This window comes from Sporolactobacillus terrae, from assembly GCF_019930545.1.
Taxonomy (GTDB): domain Bacteria; phylum Bacillota; class Bacilli; order Bacillales; family Sporolactobacillaceae; genus Sporolactobacillus; species Sporolactobacillus terrae.
The window spans coordinates 1,473,354-1,489,043 of sequence record NZ_CP082837.1 but is presented as its reverse complement, the minus strand read 5'-3'; the positions used below and the strand labels follow the sequence as shown (position 1 = coordinate 1,489,043).

General features: G+C 43.5%; 18 protein-coding genes and 5 tRNA genes. 16 read left to right on the top strand and 7 right to left on the bottom strand.

What is annotated here, in order from left to right; translation table 11 throughout:
* Nucleotides 1-49: 49 nt before the first annotated feature.
* On the bottom strand, nt 50-1,012 hold the full coding sequence (locus tag K7399_RS07070; protein WP_028977254.1) for a 4-hydroxy-3-methylbut-2-enyl diphosphate reductase: 963 nt from the start codon (nt 1,010-1,012) through the stop codon (nt 50-52).
* Between the two features lie 92 nt (nt 1,013-1,104).
* On the bottom strand, nt 1,105-1,770 hold the full coding sequence (vrrA, locus tag K7399_RS07065; protein WP_128166760.1) for a VrrA/YqfQ family protein: 666 nt from the start codon (nt 1,768-1,770) through the stop codon (nt 1,105-1,107).
* Nucleotides 1,771-1,983: 213 nt separating this feature from the next.
* On the opposite strand from vrrA, the gene K7399_RS07060 reads away from it, so the two are divergent.
* A complete protein-coding gene (locus tag K7399_RS07060; protein ID WP_028977252.1) occupies nt 1,984-2,880 on the top strand; it encodes a deoxyribonuclease IV in 897 nt (298 codons plus the stop codon).
* 60 nt (nt 2,881-2,940) lie between these two features.
* On the opposite strand, the gene K7399_RS07055 is transcribed toward K7399_RS07060, so the two are convergent.
* Complete coding sequence (locus K7399_RS07055) at nt 2,941-3,204, bottom strand: DUF2624 domain-containing protein (RefSeq protein WP_028977251.1); 264 nt, start codon at nt 3,202-3,204, stop codon at nt 2,941-2,943.
* Between the two features lie 253 nt (nt 3,205-3,457).
* Between K7399_RS07055 and K7399_RS07050 the strand changes: the two genes are divergently transcribed.
* The 4 genes from K7399_RS07050 to K7399_RS07035 all read left to right on the top strand — a co-directional run bounded on the left by K7399_RS07050 (nt 3,458) and on the right by K7399_RS07035 (nt 7,323).
* A complete protein-coding gene (locus K7399_RS07050; protein WP_128166758.1) occupies nt 3,458-4,453 on the top strand; it encodes a sensor histidine kinase in 996 nt (331 codons plus the stop codon).
* Between the two features lie 79 nt (nt 4,454-4,532).
* Nucleotides 4,533-4,883, top strand: coding sequence for a hypothetical protein (locus K7399_RS07045; RefSeq protein ID WP_028977249.1), 351 nt, complete (start codon nt 4,533-4,535; stop codon nt 4,881-4,883).
* Nucleotides 4,884-5,012: 129 nt separating this feature from the next.
* Nucleotides 5,013-5,591, top strand: coding sequence for a nitroreductase family protein (locus K7399_RS07040; RefSeq protein ID WP_028977248.1), 579 nt, complete (start codon nt 5,013-5,015; stop codon nt 5,589-5,591).
* A gap of 217 nt (nt 5,592-5,808) precedes the next feature.
* The gene (locus K7399_RS07035) at nt 5,809-7,323 is read left to right on the top strand and encodes a glycosyltransferase family 2 protein (RefSeq protein ID WP_037581929.1); all 1,515 of its coding nucleotides are present in this window, start codon (nt 5,809-5,811) and stop codon (nt 7,321-7,323) included.
* An 82-nt stretch (nt 7,324-7,405) separates the two neighbouring features.
* Here K7399_RS07035 and ispG read toward each other — a convergent pair whose 3' ends face one another.
* Both ispG and K7399_RS07025 read right to left on the bottom strand, forming a co-directional pair.
* Nucleotides 7,406-8,515 (bottom strand): flavodoxin-dependent (E)-4-hydroxy-3-methylbut-2-enyl-diphosphate synthase, encoded by a 1,110-nt coding sequence (ispG, locus tag K7399_RS07030; RefSeq protein ID WP_028977246.1) that lies wholly within the window; start codon nt 8,513-8,515, stop codon nt 7,406-7,408.
* 131 nt (nt 8,516-8,646) lie between these two features.
* Nucleotides 8,647-8,991 (bottom strand): LysM peptidoglycan-binding domain-containing protein, encoded by a 345-nt coding sequence (locus K7399_RS07025; protein WP_028977245.1) that lies wholly within the window; start codon nt 8,989-8,991, stop codon nt 8,647-8,649.
* Nucleotides 8,992-9,222: 231 nt separating this feature from the next.
* On the opposite strand from K7399_RS07025, the gene K7399_RS07020 reads away from it, so the two are divergent.
* From K7399_RS07020 to K7399_RS06985, 8 genes are all read left to right on the top strand, one after another.
* Nucleotides 9,223-9,861 carry an NfeD family protein gene (locus K7399_RS07020; RefSeq protein ID WP_028977244.1) on the top strand — a complete coding sequence of 213 codons (639 nt, stop codon included), beginning with the start codon at nt 9,223-9,225 and terminating at the stop codon, nt 9,859-9,861.
* A 313-nt stretch (nt 9,862-10,174) separates the two neighbouring features.
* A tRNA-Asn gene (locus K7399_RS07015) sits at nt 10,175-10,249 on the top strand.
* A 1-nt stretch (nt 10,250) separates the two neighbouring features.
* Nucleotides 10,251-10,324: transfer RNA gene (locus tag K7399_RS07010), tRNA-Met, on the top strand.
* Nucleotides 10,325-10,350: 26 nt separating this feature from the next.
* Nucleotides 10,351-10,423: transfer RNA gene (locus tag K7399_RS07005), tRNA-His, on the top strand.
* 3 nt (nt 10,424-10,426) lie between these two features.
* Nucleotides 10,427-10,503, top strand: a tRNA-Ile gene (locus K7399_RS07000).
* 8 nt (nt 10,504-10,511) lie between these two features.
* Nucleotides 10,512-10,601, top strand: a tRNA-Ser gene (locus K7399_RS06995).
* A 310-nt stretch (nt 10,602-10,911) separates the two neighbouring features.
* A complete protein-coding gene (locus tag K7399_RS06990) occupies nt 10,912-12,978 on the top strand; it encodes a peptidoglycan D,D-transpeptidase FtsI family protein (RefSeq protein ID WP_028977421.1) in 2,067 nt (688 codons plus the stop codon).
* A 177-nt stretch (nt 12,979-13,155) separates the two neighbouring features.
* Nucleotides 13,156-13,464: a DUF6506 family protein gene (locus tag K7399_RS06985; RefSeq protein WP_028977422.1), complete on the top strand. Its 309-nt coding sequence runs from the start codon at nt 13,156-13,158 to the stop codon at nt 13,462-13,464.
* Nucleotides 13,465-13,517: 53 nt separating this feature from the next.
* On the opposite strand, the gene K7399_RS06980 is transcribed toward K7399_RS06985, so the two are convergent.
* Together K7399_RS06980 and K7399_RS06975 are read right to left on the bottom strand one after the other, a co-directional pair.
* The gene (locus K7399_RS06980; protein ID WP_028977423.1) at nt 13,518-14,054 is read right to left on the bottom strand and encodes a hypothetical protein; all 537 of its coding nucleotides are present in this window, start codon (nt 14,052-14,054) and stop codon (nt 13,518-13,520) included.
* A gap of 5 nt (nt 14,055-14,059) precedes the next feature.
* Nucleotides 14,060-14,266: a hypothetical protein gene (locus K7399_RS06975; RefSeq protein ID WP_028977424.1), complete on the bottom strand. Its 207-nt coding sequence runs from the start codon at nt 14,264-14,266 to the stop codon at nt 14,060-14,062.
* Between the two features lie 275 nt (nt 14,267-14,541).
* Between K7399_RS06975 and rpmG the strand changes: the two genes are divergently transcribed.
* From rpmG to K7399_RS06960, 3 genes are all read left to right on the top strand, one after another.
* On the top strand, nt 14,542-14,691 hold the full coding sequence (gene rpmG / locus K7399_RS06970) for a 50S ribosomal protein L33 (protein WP_010025034.1): 150 nt from the start codon (nt 14,542-14,544) through the stop codon (nt 14,689-14,691).
* Between the two features lie 160 nt (nt 14,692-14,851).
* On the top strand, nt 14,852-15,427 hold the full coding sequence (locus K7399_RS06965; RefSeq protein WP_028977425.1) for a 5-formyltetrahydrofolate cyclo-ligase: 576 nt from the start codon (nt 14,852-14,854) through the stop codon (nt 15,425-15,427).
* A gap of 111 nt (nt 15,428-15,538) precedes the next feature.
* The gene (locus K7399_RS06960; protein ID WP_156031509.1) at nt 15,539-15,688 is read left to right on the top strand and encodes a hypothetical protein; all 150 of its coding nucleotides are present in this window, start codon (nt 15,539-15,541) and stop codon (nt 15,686-15,688) included.
* Nucleotides 15,689-15,690: the final 2 nt, after the last annotated feature.

Here is a 15,690-nt window from a genome sequence, read left to right as displayed (position 1 = left end):
AAGGAAGACCCGTATGAACGTATGCTGGGAGTAAATGAGATGTATGGCGTTAACTTTTTCTTGCTTTCACTTTAACTTTAGGCAGTATGTTTTTATTTTTTGCCGCTTGGCTTTCGGTTGACCACGTTTCCGGGTTTTCCGGATCATATTGATCGAGGAAGAGAATGACTTCCTTGGTTAATTGAGTGGGCGTCGAGGCACCGGCAGTCACGGCAACCTTTTGCACGCCGTTCAGCCATTCAAGCTTCAGTTCAGACAAATCAGCAATCCGGTAGGAGCGGGTTTTGGCAATCTCTTTAGATACTTGAGCAAGCCGATTGGAATTATTGCTGCGCGGGTCACCAACGACAATAAGCAGATCAGCATCTTTTGCTTGTGTTGCCACCGCTTCCTGCCGTGTCTGTGTTGCTCGGCAGATTTCGTTACAATTTTCCGCTTGTGGGTACTTGGCTTTGATTTCATTCATCAGATCCATGACATCCCATTGGCTCATCGTGGTCTGATTGGTGATCAGGATCTTGTCCGTATTCAAATGAAGCTGATCAATGTCCTCGATGGTTTCAACGAGATGAACACGATCTGGGGCGACACCGATGGCACCCTCAGGCTCCGGGTGCCCTTTTTTGCCAATATAGATTACATGGTAGCCCTCTTTTTTCTTTTCATTGATCAGGGTATGTGTCTTGGTTACATCAGGGCATGTCGCGTCAATGACCGTCAATCCCTTAGCTTCTGCCGTCCTGCGCACTTCCGGTGAAACGCCGTGTGCGGTAAAGATTACGGTACCATGATCGACTTCGTCAAGCAGTTCAATTCTTTTCTTGCCCCGCACATCAAGGGTGATGATGCCGTCTTCCTTCAGCGCTTCGGTGACGTGATGGTTGTGCACGATCATGCCGAGTATATAAATGGGTCTTGGCAGGCTTGGATCCATCGCTGCTTTTCTGGAAATGACCAAGGCGTCAACCACACCATAACAATAGCCTCGCGGTGAGACCTTGATTACGTTCATGTTAATCTCCCCGTTCTGCAGTAACTGCAATAAGTCAACTCATTAAATCATTATAAATGAGCCGGTCTGGGAACACAATGGATTCTCAAGCGTTAAATATACATACGGGGAACGGAAGGTTTGGTCGTGACCGTCTCACTATTCATTAACGACGCCTTATAATGCTTTTTACGTTTTGCCTCTAGGGACTTTCTGTTCTTGGTGATTCCTTTTTTCTTTTGTTTGTGCGCTTGACCGTAATCGGATGCATCGGTTTTATCAACCGTTTCTTTACTTGGGTCACTCTCGCTTTCTTTGCGCTCGCCAGCAGCTTTTTCATTGTGGTCGGGCGTATCATCGCTGCTGTCTTCATCTTTATCCGTTTTATCGCTGTCCCCTTGGATACCTTTCATCGCGCTGATAATTGCCGGAGCATTTTTAATTAACGGTCCAAATTGTTGAATCATTGGCAGAACGGTCTGTGCGGTCTGAATGGCTTTTTGAGCGTTAACCAAAATACCGCCTAAATTCAAGCCGGTAGTCGCACCATTTGATGTCGGCGCTCCTGCTGAGAGCAGCGAGGTGAGCAACGCACCAATCCCGCCGTTTCCGCTTTGTGGCGGCGGAGTCGGTTGCATTGGCATTTGCGGTGCTTGCGATTGGCGAACAGGAAAGATCGGTGGGAATCCAAACCCGCGCGCAGGCTCTGCAGGGGGTTCACTGGGCGGCTGCATCGTCCAGAAAAATGGATCCTGAGGACCACGCTCGAACGGCGGCATAATGGTTCGCTCCTTTCTTTACCCCATGATGAAATAAGGTTTTTGACCGTTGCCCCTGCATAGTGAACAACGGCAAGGTCCATCGATAACGGGGACATTTGCTGATATTTAGTTTATGTCATAACGGCATATCGGTGACAATTACCGAGGATTCAGGTGAATACGTGAGTGAAGCAACTGTGGTAAAATAGCGAAGAAGAGGAGGGGTTGTCTGTGCTTAAAATAGGTTCTCATGTTCACATGTCCGGTGCGAAAATGCTGCTCGGCTCAAGTGAAGAAGCCGTATCATTTGGAGAAAATGTAATCATGATCTATACCGGGGCGCCGCAAAACACAGTGAGAAAACCGATTGAAAAATTGAATATTGAAGCGGGACGCGCGCATATGAAGGAGCACGGCATTGAAGAGGTTGTGGTTCATGCGCCTTATATTATAAACATAGCAAACACAGTAAAGCCGGAAACGTTTGCGCTTGGTGTATCCTTTCTAAGAAAAGAAATTGATCGCGCAGAAGCAATTGGTGCGAAACAAATTGTCCTTCATCCTGGGGCTCATGTCGGCGCAGGCGTCGATGCAGGAATCGCTAAGATCATTGAGGGCTTAAACGAAGTGCTCGAAGCCCGGGATAAAGTTCAGATTGCTTTGGAGACGATGGCTGGAAAGGGCAGCGAATGCGGATTCCGTTTTGAACATCTGGCAAAAATAATCGATGGGGTGCAGTTGAACGAAAAATTATCGATTTGTTTCGACACCTGTCACACAAATGATGCAGGCTATTCTGTAGCTGAAGACTTTGACGGTGTACTTGAAACGTTTGATCATCTCATTGGTGTTGACCGAATTAAAGTCGTACATGTCAATGACAGCAAGAATCCGCAAGGCGCAAAAAAGGATCGTCACGAAAACATCGGTCTTGGAACCATCGGTTTTCAAGCACTCAACGATATTGTGCATCATCCGCAGCTGGACACACTGCCGAAAATTCTCGAGACGCCTTATGTAGGCGCGGATAAAAAAAGTAAGAAACCGCCTTATAAGTATGAAATCGATATGCTGAAAAAGCAGAAATTTAATGAGCAGCTGATCCATGATATCGAAACAGGCTCATAAACAATAAGGGAAGAACAAAAGCCGGGTCCAAACGGATTCCGGCTTTTCTATTCGTTCAGATCAGAGGTTCTTTGCGAGCTGCTCAAACTGTTTCTCTAAATGTTCGGCTAAGTCCTCACCAATTTCCTCATCCAAGATTCGTCGAAGGGCCGCCTGACCGCTCGGCTGAAACGGATTGATGTTTTGATGACGTACACGGCCGGCCACACTTGCAGCTTGTTGTTTTGTGACCTGGATCTTGAATTGAACGGCGTATTGATATAATTCTTCAGCTGTTAAATGGTTCATTTTCTGAATCACCAATTGTTCGATGATCGGATTCAAGAAACCCACTCCAATCGATATAGAATGCACGCAATGATTAAGTTATGATCGGTGACAGAAAAAAATGACAGCGGTTTATTCGAGACAATTCTGAAAAATGTCGGAACTTGTCTAACAATAATTGCCAATAAAAGTGTCGCAAACCGACTGATTAAAGTATAATGAAAAGCATTAGGAACACTTTAGAGAAAAAGAGATAAAGAAAGATAAGTATTGGGGAAATGGTGAAAAAGTTGTTACTAATGCAAGAGGAGTGATAACCATTATTTACCGAGAATCCTTTCTAACCGTTACCGAAAAGGAACAATTTGAAGAGCAGCTTTCTTTAGAATTTCGTTTTTGCATTGATCTTTCAGGGCATATTTTAGAATGCAATAAAAAAGGACAAGCATTTGTCGAGCGATTTGGGCATGATTTTCTGAAATTTTTTTCGGATTTATATGTTGATGAAGCGCAGAACTTTTTAAATGCAATTAAAGAAAGCGATGATATTGTTACGGCTCTGTTGCATGATCAGTTAAATGAACTTGGTCTGGGCACTTTATATAATGGTTTCACAAAGAACGGAAAAATTATTCTTGTCGGTTTCCATACACAGATTTTGGCACGGTTGACAGGAGAATTTGTACATGAATTAAGGAATCCACTTACGATTATTAAAGGATTTCTCCAGCTTAGCAACTATACGAAAGAATACGAGAAGTATCATCCGGTGATTTTATCTGAAATTGAGCGGATGCATACCATTTTGGATAACTTTTTAACCATGTCGCTTCGAAAATGTACGTATAAGAAGATGAACCCAAATGAACTGTGCAAACAGCTCGTCGCATTACTGTCAGCTGAGTGCACGGTTAATCACGTTGCTTTTGATTATGACATTGCTTATACCGAGAACCATTGCAATGTTGATCTAGACAAAGTAAAACAAGTCGTGATTAATTTGCTGCGAAATGCGATGGAAGCGTTTGAGATAAAAAATAATGAAAATAAAATCATACTTCGTGGCAGTGTTGAAGATCGCGGCTATCGCTTCTCGTTGATCGATAATGGTCCCGGTATGGATCGCGAGGTGCTAAAACGCTTAGGTCAGCCGCTTTACACCACGAAATCGAAAGGGACAGGCATTGGGATTTCTTTGTGCAAGAAAATCATTGCGGAACATCGCGGAACGTTTTGTGTCAGCAGCGTACCAAGAAAAGGAACAACCGTCAGCTTCTATCTTCCGTTTGTTTCTCCTGCAGTATAATTTCCAATAAATGCATCTGTGAAAATGATCGTTCTGAGTCACACTATATATGATCCTAAAATGAAAGCGAGGGGTCATTATGGCTGATAAGGATCATTATCATAATCACAAAACAGACTCATTGTACGATAAGCAAAATGCATACAACAATGAGGAGTATGCGCGAGAATTGGCTGCCGATCAATACGATCCAGAAGCAGATCGGGATCATGGTGACCGACGTGTCATGGAAGGCGGCAAGGGAATTGGCTGGCTCGGACTAATCTGTTCCGTGATCGCATTATTTTTCTTGCCGATCGTTCTGGGCATCGCTGGGATCATTATTGGTTATATTGCACTTCGACAAGGCGCCCGCACTTTGGGTGGCTGGGCCATCGGTATCGGTTGTTTGGCTGTGTTGATTCAATTACTTTCGCCGCTGTTTTGGTAATGCTACAAAAGAACCTTTACTTTAGTAAAGGTTCTTTTGTTGTAAAAGCATATTTCTAGAGATAATCATGTGATACATGTTACACTTTAATCGACATAATACGAAAACTGTGTAAAGGAATGAGTGTGCATGGAGACAATCAAAGCAATTCGTACAAGACGATCCGTACGTAAAGTATCCGATAAAGAACCGTCAAGAGAACTTATTGAGCAAATTTTGGATGCGGCGAGACGCGCGCCAAACCATATGAATACAGAGCCGTGGCATTTTATTGTGCTTACTGGAGAAGGACGCAACAAACTCGGTGCTGTTTATGGAAAAGAAAATCAAAAAACGCTTAAGCATGCAGATCAAGAAACATTGAACGCAGCCTATGAAAAAGGGATTGCAAGTGCGAAACGCGCCCCGGTTATCATAGTTGTAACAATGGAGCCAAGTGACAATCCGCGTGCAGTTGCGATTGAGGATGTAGCGGCTACGGCCTGTGCGGTTGAAAATCTGATGCTTGCAGCGCATGAGCTGGGACTAGGAAGTATTTGGCGTACAGGGGGTGCAGCATATACGGACGAAGCGAAAAAAGTATTTGGCGTTTCTGAAAAAGGACGGGTTATGGGCTTCGTATATGTTGGCTATCCGGAAGAAGGCGTTGTTCCGAAAGTACCAGAACGCAAGTCTGTAGCTGAAATAAGCGAATGGATTGACGCGTGAAATTTTAAAAAAATCATACAAGGCTAAAGATCGGATCTGTTCCGGTCTTTTTTTTATTTATATGATGCTCGTGGGCAGCCTAAATGCTTTTTTCAATTCAAAGACTAGGGGGTCAATTGATTCTTATTTGCTGAGACATTAGTCATAATCATCGCGTAGGGGTCATACAAATAATCGTCAGCTCGGACAAAGAAAAAAAGAAAGGAAAAAACAAATAGTGGAGACTCGTTTAATTACGTATGATGATGCGGTAAACAATCGACTCTTTAGTATGGGGCAATTTTCACCAAGGATTGCGGTAATGATCCCTGCACACAATGAGGAGGATTCGATAGCGGATGTATTGAAAAGTTTATCGGAGCAATCGATTCCTAAAGGATTGGAGATGGATATTTATATTGCACTGGACAACTGCACCGATAATACAGAAAAAATCATCATGCAGTGTAATGCGCGCTATCACTTAACGGTTTTCCTCCTCCGCACCGTGGACAACAAGCAACGTAAAGTCGGTGCGTTAAACCAGCTGTATCAATTGTTCTGGGGGAATCCAATTGATCCTGTCCACCAAGATATAGGGGGGCTTCAAAAGAAATATGCAGAGAGTATTGTAGCGTTTGTCGGCATCGATGCAGATGTCTATCTTGATAAAGACTGTATTCGAATATTGTGGAGTGAGCTCAGTCAAAACCATAAGATTGGGGCGGTTTCTGCAAATTATACATGTCTTGTGCCGGAGAGTGCACGTAGGCACTTAAGAAATGATCCGAATCGTGAACGCCTGCTTCGACAAGGAAAGTATGGCACCCCGCTGAATCGATGGTGGGTCGCGCAGCAAAATCGTGAATTTGCGCAGTGGACAATGAAACAAAAATACGCCGGCCACTTTGCGGAAATCGCCGGTGGGCAGTGCAGTATCTTTCGACCTAAGGCAGCCAAAGAGGTAAGCGAATGCTATAAGCTGAATGGACTCTACGATGATAAGTCGGATACCGAGGATCTGCTGCTTACGCAATACATTAGAGCTTGCGGATGGGTCTGCCTGATCAGCAAGCACGCCCGCTGCTATGTGGACAGTATGAAAACACTTCATACGTATTCGAGCCAGCGAAATAAATGGGTTTCCGGGACCACAGACTACATGTTGCAGGATGGCTTGAGCACGAAATATGCACGTCGCCTGTGGATTCAAGAGAGCGGTCTGTTCATCAATCTGCTGATTCGCTGCTTATTTGTTGTTTTGGTTGGGCTCTCAGTGCTTACCGAACAGTTTTACTGGAATTGGATTTGGATCACGCCGATCATTGCTGCTTCAATCTTGAATCTGATTTTAACCCTAAAAACCCCAAACAGCCGGTTCATCGATGTGGTGCTTGCAGCCTTGCTGATAAGTCCTGAAATTTATTTGTGGATCACGATTGGTATCCATATTAATGTATGGTTGGCAAAGATAAAAATTACCAAGCAAGATGGTTGGGCGAATCAATATCGTGCGGAGACGGGGCAAACACGTTCTCATTTTGTTCTTTATTTCCTTTTATTTATCTTCGGTGTGGCAACAGCCGCGTATTTTATTGAAGTTAACTCGGGCTTGCTGGCCAGCCAAACGATTCAGACCGCTCTAAAGCCATATCTCATGCAGGGATTTGTGGTGCTCACTATTTTAACCATTTTCGAATTTATGGTTATGATTCATCAAATCTGGCGTCTGAGGGGCCCATATAAAGCATGAAAAACCGCCAAACACAGTTCCATACTGGATGCTTGGCGGTTTTTGTGCATCTAATTTAGATGAGCGCTCAATGGATGCGCAATCAGATGTTAATTTTTTCTTGTTTCTCTTTTTTCTTTGCAAAGTATTCATCCGCAAGTTTATCGATTTCACTTTTTAATTCGTCAACCATTCGGTCTTCGGGAACCTTTCGAATAACTTCGCCATGCCGGAACAGAAGACCTTCGCCGCGACCGCCGGCGATGCCGATATCAGCCTCACGGGCTTCTCCGGGGCCATTTACGGCGCAACCTAACACGGACACTTTAATTGGTGCATTGATTTTGGAAATATACTGTTCAACTTCGTTCGCAACTTTGATCAGATCGATTTGGATACGGCCGCATGTTGGACACGATACGAGCGTTGCCGCGTTCGTGAGACCGAAACTTTTAAGCAGTTCACGGCACACTTTCACTTCTTCAACAGGATCGGCAGAAAGAGAAATGCGCATTGTGTTGCCAATGCCTTTATTAAGTAAAATGCCTAAGCCAGCCGCACTTTTAATCGTTCCGGAAAAAAGAGTACCGGATTCTGTGATCCCCAGATGAAGCGGGTAATCAAAAGTCCGTGCGGCTTTCTCATAAGCTTCAACAGCTAAATGGATATTTGACGCCTTCAGTGAAACGATGATGTCATGAAAATCAAGATCTTCAAGAATCTTAATGTGGTGCAAAGCGCTCTCGACCATACCGTCTGCTGTTGGATAACCGTACTTTTCAAGAATGTGCCGTTCCAGCGAGCCGGCATTGACACCAATTCGGATTGGGATATGCTTTTCTTTAGCTGCTCGAACGACGGCTTCAACATTTTCCTGTTTTCCAATATTTCCTGGATTGATTCGAATTTTATCGGCGCCGCCTTCAATGGCTTTCAATGCAAGTTTGTAGTTGAAGTGAATATCCACTACAAGCGGAATTTTGATTTGTTTTTTGATTTCCGGAATGGCAAGGGCATCCTCCATGGTCGGACAAGCCACCCGAACGAGTTGACAACCTGCTTCCTCAAGCCGATGAATTTGTTTAACGGTTGAGGCAACATCTCTTGTCTTCGTTGTTGTCATACTCTGTATGATCACTTCATTAGAACCGCCAATGGTTAGATTGCCAACTTTGACTTTTCTGGTTTTCGTGCGGTGTGTAAGTTCAGACACGAGCGATTCGCTCCTTCGTAAAATGAATGACTAGATAATCTTTCAGTTAAAGTCAGTATATCATGAATTCGCCGAATCTGTATGAAGAAATGATCGTCTAACCTTGATCATGAAGGCAGTGCCCGCGAAACTCAATTTGCTTTTTTATGATAATAAGGGAAAGCATAGGTGTTGCCGATTTGCAGATGATTCGGATCGGCAGAAGGATTCAGGATGGAAAAGTCCTTGAGCACTTGTTCAATGGAGGGTTGCTGCTCATTCATGCGCTCAGTAATGGAAAGCAGTGTATCACCGGGTTCAACCGTGATGCGTTGAAAATTAATCGCTGCTTTTTCAACAGGGCGCGACTGCCGAGATTCCTTTATTGAAGGTTGCGTCGCGGAGGCTTGTCCGGCTGGAAGTGATCCTGAAGTCAGATCCGAATAACTTGTCCAGCAGGCCAAAATGAAAAGAATTGTAAAGAATCGTTTTTTCATGATTCATTCTCCATTCTTACTCCTAAATTTTCTAGAAAGGCGTCCCTTTCATTTATATGCATGAATCTATGAAAATATGCCGGTTTTTTTAAATAGATAGTGATTTTTCTTAGTATCGTTCCCTAAGCTGCGGTTGTATGGTTTAATGTTTATAGATAGAAAATGATGTGGATGCCATCCGCTTCAACTTGTGGAGCAATGAAAGCGGCATTTTGATTATAGAGGGGGAACATGATGATACTTGCTTATCCTGCAGGAGGATTTATTGTTATATTGCTGGCTTCCTGCTTTTTATTTGCAGAATTGCTTGTAAAAGCGAAAGGCTTGCTGGCACTGACTGGGAGCGGTTTGTTTATTTATTACTTTTTACACTTTCTTACCGAACAATCTTCGTCGTGGATCTTTTTGCTGCTTGTTGGCGGCCTGCTGTTGATTATTATCGACGGCAAGTTGTTTACAACCGGTATTATTGGTGCTTTGGGTTTTATTCTGATGCTTCTTGGCTGCGCACTGCCGACGCCGTCATTGATTTACGGTCTGCTTGTGAGCATTGCTTTTGTCATTGGTGCATGCGCTTCATGGTTTTTTCGCAAAATAATCCCACAGCGTGATTATCTAAATAAATTGATGCTCCATGATCGACTATCGTCTGAACAAGGCTATAACTCCATCAATGATGATTATCGTCAATTAGTCGGTAAGGAAGGACGAACGATTACGCCGTTTCGACCGGTAGGAACGGTAAAGATTGACGGGAAGAACTATAGTGCAATCACCGATGGAATCTACCTTGAAAAAGGGGTGCCGATAAAAGTCATCTCTGTGGACGGAACACGCATTTTTGTCGACCAATTGAACGAAATGAATTAAATACGGCGCTCTTTTGACAGGCCCGTATTTTTTGATTCGCCAACGCACAACAAGTCAATTTTCCGTCTTTAGCGAAGGAATAGCCGCTGAGGGTAGGGGAAGTATGGCTTGTACAGCATGCGCATTTTTTGCAGACGTTCAAACCAGTGAATCACTCAATAAAATTTCCCAAATCAAATTCAAAAAAAGATATTGTCATTAACAACCAGATATGGTATATTATTTCTTGTCGTTAGGACAGACGTTGACCTGTTAAAAAAGATGTTGACAAGCCTTGACGCATGTGATAAATTAGTTCCTGTTCTGGTTTTATTCCACAGTAGCTCAGTGGTAGAGCAATCGGCTGTTAACCGATCGGTCGTAGGTTCGAATCCTACCTGTGGAGCCATGGCGGTGTAGCTCAGCTGGCTAGAGCGTACGGTTCATACCCGTGAGGTCGAGGGTTCGATCCCCCCCGCCGCTATTTTTTTACTTCATTTCACTAACCTGGCGGTTATGGTGAAGTGGTTAACACACCGGATTGTGGTTCCGGCATGCGTGGGTTCGATCCCCACTAACCGCCCGTGGACCCTTAGCTCAATTGGTTAGAGCTGACGGCTCATAACCGTCCGGTTGTAGGTTCGAGTCCTACAGGGTCCACCACTTATCATGGAGGAATACCCAAGTTTGGCTGAAGGGATCGGTCTTGAAAACCGACAGGGGCTTCACGGCTCGCGGGGGTTCGAATCCCTCTTCCTCCGTTGGTACATAATATTTACCATTTTGCAAACACTCGGAAGTAGCCATTTAAAGGCACTTCCGGGTGTTTTATTATGTTCCGATCGTCAATGAAAAGCAAAGAAAATCAAATCATTTTGCGCAAGTTCTGCACACGTTGCGTTTTGACAGAAAGATGGTACGAACTTAAAATGATAAAGAGTTCAAGTTGTATCACAATGCGTTCGTGTTGGCTTTGAGTCAATGATCATCAATACCGCTGCGCTTAAATGAAAAACGGCTAACGAATAGATATGTTTGGGTGATGAAAGCATTGTCCTAGGAGGGGAAAAAGTGGCGCAACAAACAGTGAAAAATAAGGGAACAAAAAATAATTTGCCGATGAGATTGAATCTATTATTTTTGGTTGTCTTTGTCGCTTTTGCCGGCTTAATCTTGAGGCTCGGCTACGTTCAGATCGTCAAAGGTGAAGATTATCGTAATGCTGTAAATAAAAATAAGACACAGGCTGCGCACGTCGATTCTGCACGGGGCAGAATTCTCGATAGGAATGGTGTGACGCTTGCCGACAATAAAGCAGAACTTGCGATCGTTTTTATTCGCAATGCGGGGATCAGTGCGCAGGAAGCTTTAAACTATGCAAAGAAGCTGTCTCAGTACTTAACCATGGATAATACGGCAATTAAAAAAATTTCCGATCGTGATAAAAGGGAATATTATGTGTTGACAAAGTTCAACGATCCGAAGGATGCGTATGCTAAATACCTGACTGCAGCAGAGCAGAAAAAGTATGAAAAGAAACCAATTCAGGCGTACAAGCTGTTGCTCTCGAAGATTCCAAAGTCGGAATTAACCGGTTACTCTGCAAAGGATGTTCAGATCATGGCGATTCAGCATGCCTTTAATCAAGCATCCAATTTAAATCCCTACATTATTAAACGAGGATTGAACGTTGACGACAAAGAATACATCAATGTTGTCGATCACTTGAATGAGTTTGACGGATCAATCCAGACTGCCGATGTCTCTTCAAGAGAATATATTAAAAACAAACCCTTTTATGTTGGTAAAACAGGCGATATACCGGAAGATAAGCTTAATGCTTATTTGGCACAAGGATACAGCCGCAATACCGAAGTAGGAACCAGTTATTTAGAGCAACAGTATGAAAATTATTTACGTGGTGTACCAATGACCTTGACCTATAAGACCGAAAAAGGACTTCCGGTTGGCAATCCGCAGATTAAAGATGGGACACGTGGGGATGATCTGCGGCTTACCATTGACATTCGCTTGCAAAAGAAACTTGATCAAGTTCTGGAACAAAAAATAATATCTGCACGGTCAATCGGGGGAAACGGGCAAAATGACAGCGCCTATGCCGTGATGATGAATCCGAAAACAGGCGCGGTTTTAGCCATTGGCGGTAAAAAATATGTCAATGGCAAATTCAAAGATGTATCCAGTGATGTCATTACTTCCCAGTTTGAAATGGGATCCGCGGTTAAGGGCGCAACGGAACTAATTGGCTTTCAACACAACGCGGTTCCCGAACATTTTTATGATAAAACGATTAAATATCCCGGAGGCAAGGGAAGTTTCTCCTCATGGGAACCGGGTGGGTTAGGCGCGCAAACGCCTGAAACAGCCTTGCAGTTTTCCTCGAACGTATTTATGGGGGCAATTGTTTCAAACATGGCCGGTATCCATTTAAGTTCAGCCGGCAGCTACTATAACGCACGCTTTCCGTCGGTAGATACGCCGAGGTTTCAAAAAGCGTTTAATGATCTGAGAAACGGCTACAGTCAGTTTGGCATGGGTGTGAAAACGGGCATTGATTTGCCTAAAGAAGGTACTGGATTCAATGGCGGCATGCCGGATAATCCAGGGCTGATCCATCAGTTTTCCATTGGCCAGTATGATACCTATACGCCGCTTGAAATGGTGCAATACATCTCGACCATTGCCAACGGCGGCTACCGGATGCAGCCGCATCTACTTGAGTCGGTTCATGAACCTGGGAAAGATGGCGACCAGTTGGGAAAAACAATCGATCAGTTTACACCGAAAGTGCTGAATACAATTGGCAATAATAAGCGCGATTTAGCACGTGTTCAGCATGGGCTCTATCTCGTGACCCATGGGGCGAACGGCACAGGCAGTGTGTTCAGAACTCAAGGCGAGAAATATAAAGTCGCAGCAAAAACCGGTACCGCGCAGATTGATCGCAAAGACCACAGCCTGTATAATGAAACGCTTGTCTCCTACGCGCCGTATGACGATCCGCAGGTTGCTATTGCGGTCGTTGTTCCGCGCGTGCGCAACGGTCATCAAAACCAAGAAATTGCGCTTGAAATGTATAAGGAATATGATAAGTTTTACCACTACACGAGCAAGTAAATACCATCAGTGCCGAAACGAAGCTCACATCAAAAAAGCCTTTGCTGTATACAGCCGCAAAGGCTTTTTTTTATTGATAAGAGTTATAAATCGAAACGATTTAACCGCATTGTAATCGCATACATTTATGTTATGCTGAATTGTGTAATCCGTTAAAAGAAGGAGAGGGTGGGAGAGATGGCAGAAGTAAAAGCAGCATTTCTTTTTATCGGACCGGAAATCAATACAGCACAAGCGCAGGCTCAGATTAAAACACCGGTAATCAATCTTAAAGTGGTTGGCGTACAAAATTATGAAGAAGCGGTGAATGCAGCTGTGGCGCTGGCTGATGAAGGCATTAAATGCATTGAATTATGCGGCGGATTCGGAAATGAAGGCGTAGGGAAAATCTCTGCAGCAGTAAGAGGGAAGGCTGCTGTCGGGGTGGTCCGATTTGATCACCATCCCGGCCTTGGATTTACGAGCGGTGACGAGGCTTTCTGTTAATACATGAGAAAACCCAAGCAGCAACCACTGCTTGGGTTTTTGATACGATAAAATTAGTTTGTATGATTTTTTGTAATGACTTGAGCGAGTTTTGCGATCGACATATCACTAGAAACGTTGAAGCTTCCAAGCTGCACATATTTCTCTAACTTGTTTTTCTTGAGATATGCGTCAAAATCGCTTCGTTTGTCTGCTTTTAGAATTTTCGCCGCAACAAGTTCTTGAGAAATATCGCCAGGAGTCATACCGCTTTTGATATGTAGTTTGTAGGTTGTCTTTTTGTTCTTGTCCGAGTCGGAAGAACTTTCTTTCTTGCTGTTGTCACTGTCTGATTTCTGCTCGCTGCCGGCTTTTTCCGTAGCTTTTTGAGTATCGTTCTGCCACTGGTTATACGCATCAAGATCGATCGCTTTACGGTGGTTGCTGGCAAGGTATTGATTAACGGTTGCTTCCGTCAATGGCGTTTGCTTCACAACCTGCTTGGTTGCTGCCTGCTCTCCATGATTGAAAATCAAATAATAAAAGAAAGCAAAGACGGCACAAGAAAGCAAAATGCCGGCGGCAAAACCGCGGATTCCATTATTTGTCACTGCATTCACCCTTTAGAATGATCTTGGTCCCCGAGCATAATTTCTTCTTCGAGTACACGAATTTTTTTCTTGACCTTGTACAGTTCTTGCATCATGGTTATTGAATTTTCCTCTAGCTGCCCTTCAACTTGCTTGATGCTGTCTTGTTTAAAGTAAGACACAGCTAAAGCGACCAACCCCACAATCATGAGTATCAAGATGATTAACCCCAATTCATTACCCCCCTCACCATTGTCTGAGGCGCATGTGGTGAAACAGCCACATGACTTCATTTTTATTTATATCATATCTCCTATTGTTACGGAAGAATTTCGACGAAAAAGAAAGAAGTTTGTAAAATAAATAGAAAAAATTGGGGATTTCTATTGGCAAAAAATAGATATTGCGATTGAATCGAATTAAAGGTTGAAGCACCATAGTATTTTTGTTAAGATTAGGTGTATGTTTTTATGAACACGATGAGTAGTCAAGTAATGGAGGGATAAATATGCGTGTAAAGGTTATTTTGGAAAATACCGAAACCGGTGATCGCGATTATATCACAACGAAAAATAAGCAAAAAAATCCGGAACGTCTTGAGCTGAAGAAATACAGCCCAAAACTGAGGAAATACGTGCTTTATCGCGAAACAAAGTAAGTTTTGCTTTAAAAAAACCGCGAAAGACCTTTTATGGGTTTTTTGCGGTTTTTTGTATAGCTATAAAGTTGGACGAAAACAGCCCCTGTAAGGTTACCGACAGAAACAGAACAATCGTTACGAAACATCACAGAATAGACATCAAGATATGGAGGAAATTATGAAGAGTCAAAAAAAGAATTTGCGCAATCAAATACTCCATGCTATGGCTATGGAAACATTAGATGACGATGTGTTTACAGAGAAGTGCAAGCAGATTAGAGAACATCTTTTTGATACCGCAATTTGGCAGGATGCTCAGGTGATCGGAATTACCCTATCCGTTGGCCGAGAAGTGGAAACGATGGCGATCATCACAAGGGCCTGGACAGAGAATAAACGAATTGTTGTGCCAAAATGCAATCCCAAAGCGCACAGTATGACCTTTTATGGATTGGATACATTTAGCCAGCTTGAGTCTAGCTTCTACGGATTAATGGAACCAGATCCGAAAAAAACACAGAAACAAGCCACTGATACGATTGATTTGCTTATTGTGCCCGGTGTCGTATTCAATCATAAGGGGTACCGGATCGGCTATGGCGGCGGTTATTATGACCGTTTTCTAGCGGGATTCAAAGGAATAACGGCTTCATTATTGCTTGAGCAGCAGTTCAATGAACAACTTCCGGTTGAACCTCATGATCAGCAGGTCGGATGGCTCATTACAGAACGCGGCTGTTATCAAGTCAAGTAATAACGATCATCGCTATTTCATGTTCCCAGCAGGCTATCCATCCTTGACGAATGAAAATTCTGCGCGAAAGCCACACTAAACGCAGATCAATGAGAGGATGGGGTGCTTGTTTTGACAAAGAGAAACACGATTATTGAAACGCTGCTTTTGATACTCACCACTTTTTTTCTAATGAAGCGAAGACGTGTGCTCTTTGAACTTGCCGTCTTAATTGTAGGGCATGTCATCATGTTTCGCCGTATCAAAGACGATCAATTTTAAAG

What these genes read in the sequence shown, in the direction of transcription:
- K7399_RS07070 (WP_028977254.1), bottom strand. Translation starts at nt 1,012, where the DNA reads ATGAACGTAATCAAGGTCTCACCGCGAGGCTATTGTTATGGTGTGGTT.
- vrrA (WP_128166760.1), bottom strand. Translation starts at nt 1,770, where the DNA reads ATGCCGCCGTTCGAGCGTGGTCCTCAGGATCCATTTTTCTGGACGATG.
- K7399_RS07045 (WP_028977249.1), top strand. Translation starts at nt 4,533, where the DNA reads ATGGCTGATAAGGATCATTATCATAATCACAAAACAGACTCATTGTAC.
- K7399_RS07040 (WP_028977248.1), top strand. Translation starts at nt 5,013, where the DNA reads ATGGAGACAATCAAAGCAATTCGTACAAGACGATCCGTACGTAAAGTA.
- K7399_RS07025 (WP_028977245.1), bottom strand. Translation starts at nt 8,991, where the DNA reads ATGAAAAAACGATTCTTTACAATTCTTTTCATTTTGGCCTGCTGGACA.
- K7399_RS07020 (WP_028977244.1), top strand. Translation starts at nt 9,223, where the DNA reads ATGATGATACTTGCTTATCCTGCAGGAGGATTTATTGTTATATTGCTG.
- K7399_RS06985 (WP_028977422.1), top strand. Translation starts at nt 13,156, where the DNA reads ATGGCAGAAGTAAAAGCAGCATTTCTTTTTATCGGACCGGAAATCAAT.
- rpmG (WP_010025034.1), top strand. Translation starts at nt 14,542, where the DNA reads ATGCGTGTAAAGGTTATTTTGGAAAATACCGAAACCGGTGATCGCGAT.
- K7399_RS06965 (WP_028977425.1), top strand. Translation starts at nt 14,852, where the DNA reads ATGAAGAGTCAAAAAAAGAATTTGCGCAATCAAATACTCCATGCTATG.